The organism is Aminobacter sp. P4_D5 (assembly GCF_056401815.1).
Window position 1 is genome coordinate 1 of the sequence record NZ_JBFUIP010000287.1, and the last position, 4,292, is coordinate 4,292.

At 61.6% G+C, this 4,292-nt stretch carries 5 protein-coding genes; 1 reads left to right on the top strand and 4 read right to left on the bottom strand.

Annotated elements, in window-relative coordinates:
- From AC1DWF_RS30570 to AC1DWF_RS30585, 4 genes are all read right to left on the bottom strand, one after another.
- A partial coding sequence (locus AC1DWF_RS30570; protein ID WP_476842456.1) for a hypothetical protein occupies positions 1–276 on the bottom strand: 276 nt, incomplete at its 3' end.
- The gene (locus tag AC1DWF_RS30575) at positions 277–2,769 is read right to left on the bottom strand and encodes a phage tail protein (RefSeq protein ID WP_476842457.1); all 2,493 of its coding nucleotides are present in this window, start codon (positions 2,767–2,769) and stop codon (positions 277–279) included. It lies immediately after the preceding gene.
- Positions 2,770–2,803: 34 nt separating this feature from the next.
- Complete coding sequence (locus tag AC1DWF_RS30580) at positions 2,804–3,226, bottom strand: N-acetyltransferase family protein (RefSeq protein WP_476804533.1); 423 nt, start codon at positions 3,224–3,226, stop codon at positions 2,804–2,806.
- Positions 3,226–3,891, bottom strand: coding sequence for a hypothetical protein (locus tag AC1DWF_RS30585; protein WP_476789770.1), 666 nt, complete (start codon positions 3,889–3,891; stop codon positions 3,226–3,228). The genes AC1DWF_RS30580 and AC1DWF_RS30585 overlap by 1 nt, the downstream gene beginning before the upstream one ends.
- 62 nt (positions 3,892–3,953) lie before the next feature.
- On the opposite strand from AC1DWF_RS30585, the gene AC1DWF_RS30590 reads away from it, so the two are divergent.
- The gene (locus AC1DWF_RS30590; protein ID WP_476804534.1) at positions 3,954–4,214 is read left to right on the top strand and encodes a hypothetical protein; all 261 of its coding nucleotides are present in this window, start codon (positions 3,954–3,956) and stop codon (positions 4,212–4,214) included.
- The last annotated feature ends 78 nt before the right edge of the window (positions 4,215–4,292 follow it).

The following is a 4,292-nucleotide window of genomic DNA, read 5'->3' on the forward strand; positions in this document are numbered from 1 at the left end:
GTATTGGAAGAACCCCGATACCGCCCCCGGCGAACCGTTCTGGACGACCGCCAGCGGCGTGTATCCAAGGCTCGGCCAGGTGGCGATGTAGGCACCGCCGCCACCCGGAATAGCGCCCGACCAAGACCCCGATCGGTAGATGAACAGCCCGCCGGCATCCTCGCTATCGAAGATGACGGCATTGGGCGGGACGTTCAGGTTGTTGGCATCATAGCCGGGCTTCACAAAGCGCATGCGCTTGGAGCCGTTGATGTCTTTCAGGAGGCCACGCGACATTTAGTCAAACCACTCTATCGAACCGGCAGAAAGGTTGATGACGAACTTGCCGTCGGGGCTGCGGATCGTGCCGGCGGTCACCGTGCCAATGTTGGCCACGGCAAGCCGCAAGCCGCCGCTGTCGTAGACAAAGGGCAGCGCAGTTCCCGAACCGTTGGTGAGGATGAACTGGTCGGCATAGATGACGACACGCGAGAACGGCACACCGCCAACCGAACCGACTTCCCAGAGCGTCCCTGCGGTTATCCAGTCGTGGCCGGTTGTCGCCCGGACCTGAAGAACAACACTGGCCTGCACGTTGCCGCCGCTGCCGGCTTGMGCCTGCATGCGCCACAGACCATCAGCAGCCAGATTGCCCACCGTGGCCGAAACCGCTGTGTAGGCCGTCGCTAGCGCTTCAATCGCACCGTCGATTTCTTCAATCGAAGCGCTGATGCCTGTGAGCGCACCAGCCGTGGCGTTGCGGAACCGGACAGAAACCGAGTTCTCGTCGACGATCACTCCAGCAGCATCGGAAGCCGCAAGCGCCAACTGCTCGAGGCGAGCACGGAACTCGTCGGATTCCTGGGCAAGTTGAAGCAGGCGCTTGTAGACATCGTCGCGAAGAGCGGCGAGCCCGACCTCAACATCGGCAATGCGAATGTCAGGCGTTCGAACCGGCAGCCAGTCCGACCAAAGCGTCGGCCGATCACCGCCAGGCAGGTACCGCCCGCGCACGCCATAGTTGGTGTCGGGTAGCAAGCCTTGGCTGATCTTGAGCGAACCGGTCTCAGGCTGGTCGGTGCGGCCGCCATATGCATGCGAAAGATCGGCCGCCAGACGCACTTCGAACTCAATGCCGACAACGTCGACAAGGCGGCTAGCGGTATTGTCCCACGTCAGCAGGATCGCCGGGCGCCTATCCAATCCAGCGTCGTCTTTGACGCTGGACGGCTCGGCAAACCAGTCGATGATTGGCTGCGGCTGYGGCCGRATAGGACCAACCGCACCGTCRACSGGTTCTTGGTARTCSGCGCCGCTRTCCCAGTCGTARTCGGATGGATCAACTTCGGTGATGTCGATCATCACGTCGAGGTTGGCGCGRTCGGCTACGCCGTCGATGCGGAACAGCTTGGCGATGTAGCCGTTGCGTGCCGATGTCCACGACAGCACCGCACCCGGCACCGCRTAGGGCCAGAACTCAGGCGGCAGGACTTCGGTGTGCCTGCGAGCTCGCTGCGCTTCCAGCAGGGCAGACAGCATAAGCCGCTGCACCTGCTCGGCGTAGGGAACGAAGTCTAACGGCACGTCAGCCATGAGCCGGCGGTTGCCGTGCAGAGCTTCCAAGTCCTGTCGGTAGAGCGGTGGTGCGGTCTTGGCGGCCCAGCCATCGGCCGGCGACGGGTAAGTTGCCGAAATGCCGTTGATGGTGTCTGACAGCCCGAAGAACGGCGTGAACGACTGCTCTTCGGTCGACAGGATGTCGCCGTCGGTAAAAGCGAACGTCGGCAGGTCAGGTGCGCCGAGATAGATGGAGTAGACGCCGCCAATCTCTGAAATGCGACCTTGGCACGATGTCAGGATTGCCTCGAGCGCAGACGCCAACGGCGCTTCGATCTGGATTTCGCCAGCCGAGCGATAGGTTGGCTCCGGGCCAGACGCGCCGCCGATGGTCGCGCGGCACTTGTTGATCTGGGCAATCCAGTTCGCCACTGGCAGACGGGCGGCAGCCAGCCCTTGCAGGCCATAGAACCACTTGTTGCCGAAGGTCAGACCGCGAAGCAGGTTGTAGGCCTGCACAGCCGGCAGATGATCGCCGTCGCCGCCCCATGTGCTTGGGGTGCTCCACCGCTGCGGTCCAACACCGCCAACGCTAGAATCGCGTGACGGGTCGTAGAGCTTGGTGCCGCTGACGACGAACTTGAATGACGGGATGCCGGAGAAAACGTTCTTCGTGACCTTCGCCGTCACGATGGCGTAGGCGACACCGCGCCCAACGCGCGTGCCGTCCCATTGCCGTTGTCCGTTCGAGGCAGAAGAGACAAGGAAAGGATCGGCAGCCGTCTGCGTGCCGTCGTAGAACTTGACCCAAAGGCTGTCGTGATACTCGTTGACGTTCCGGCCGTAGCCGGTGTCGGCGCCAAGTGTGCAGCGCTCGCCGTTCACCCAGACCTCGTCGAGGCTGGCGATGGGCAGATCCGCGAGTGCGATAACCTGCGTCAGGAACGCGTTCGGCGTGTCGTCGACATTGCCCCAGGTGTTGGCCCATACCAGCGAACCGGCTGTTGCCGTCCTGCCGAGAATGAACGACCTCGCAAGATCACCGCCCGCCTGAAGCGAACCGTTGATCGAGAATGTTGGGTCTTTGGCCTTGCCGGCTATCGACTGGGCAAGAAGGTTGAGGCCAATGCCGACCGCCGTCTTGAGGACAAAAGCCCCGATCGACGCACCCAGACCGCCAATGAATGTCGATACGGTGCCGACCACGGCGCCGATCGCTGAGAAGATAGCCATGATGTACCTTGGAAATGCGACCTGGAGGCCGGCGCTAGAGCGCTTTCAGGAAGTGCGTTTCGGCAGGTGCGTAGCCGCGCCGCCCGTAGAGACCAGAGACGTCATTGGTAGCTAGCGAGGCCATGCCGATGGTGACGCAGCCCTGCTCGCGCGCCCAAGCCTCGTAGGCATCGAGCATGCGAAGTGCGGAGCGTCCGCGAGCGGCAGGCGCRATGTACCAAACGGTTTCCTTGGCCCAGAGACCGGCACCGAATGGATGTTCGAAAGCACGCGCCATCAGAACGCCTTGGGCAGGTTGGCCKATGACCAACACAAGACCGTCGGCCACGTGCTGCTTGAACAGACGCTCAGCGTAGGCGGCTTGAAATGGGAAGCTGAAGCCGGCCGCCGCGTGGCTTTCCTTGAGCAACCGAACGACGGCAAGCCGGTCGCCTTCGTTGGCGGTCCTAACCTGCATCAGAAGAGGCCCAAGAACTTTTTGCGCTTCTTCTGGGTGGGAACCTGGCCTTTGACCGAGCCCCAGAAAATCTCCCATGCGTCAACCGTCGCGCTGTCCTTGAAGAAGGTATCTGATGCGCTGCGCAGCTTTTGCGTCTCGTGCGACCGCGTGTCGGGGTTGGCGCGCGTCATCTCCTGCGTGTGGCTGGCGCACATCAGCGTAACGCTGCCTTCTTCATTTTCGGCGGGCGTATTGATTTCGATCTTGTCAACAAAGCCGACAAACCGGCACTCGGCTGGAGCGACCATCTGGCGCGAGTCCGGATCGAACAGGCCGCGGTAGATCTCCACCCTCGCCTGCTTGCAGTCATATTCGCGTACAAGCCGCTCGACCCGTTCGGCGACCTGGCTAAGCTGGATTTTGACAATCTGGACGGTCAGGTTCGACACGAGCGGAATGTCGTTGACCGCAACAAGAGTGCCGGACCCGAACCAGTCGCGCGTCACCTCAAGCCCTGTATCGGGATGGATGACAGACGCCGACACGTTGCCGACGTCTGACCACATGCCGTCGGTCACAGGGCCGCCCGTCACGCGGTTGCGGGCAACGATCCATAGGAAGTCGCGGGCAACCAAGGCGCGCGCCTGTAGGGCCGCCAGATTGGCGGCTGAGATATTGCGCATGTTGATTAGACTCCTGAGATCCGGTGTGGCTTTGATGCGGGCGCACGTCGGAAGGGAATTCTATGACTGAACCAGTACGCGAGATCGTTGTCTCGACCACTTCGGGATACTTCTCGAAGGACGGGATCACCGTCGAAGTCCAGATTTTTCAAATTGTCGGTCAGGAGGGTTGGATACTCGAAGTGGTATACAACGACGACATCTCTACCATCTGGGAAGAACCCTTCGAGACCGACGCAGAAGCCTTTCAGGAATTCGAGCGCACTGTCGAGCGGGACGGGATGAATACGTTCCTTGAGGACTGGAGCGGAACGATCCACTAACCGCCATCACCGCGCCTCCACCGCCTGAAAGCTGATTGCGCCACGGCCCGTCGACATGTCGGCGGTGCTGCTCACGCT

Coding starts and splice junctions, on each gene's coding strand:
- AC1DWF_RS30585 (WP_476789770.1), bottom strand. CDS start 3,891: ATGCGCAATATCTCAGCCGCCAATCTGGCGGCCCTACAGGCGCGCGCC.
- AC1DWF_RS30590 (WP_476804534.1), top strand. CDS start 3,954: ATGACTGAACCAGTACGCGAGATCGTTGTCTCGACCACTTCGGGATAC.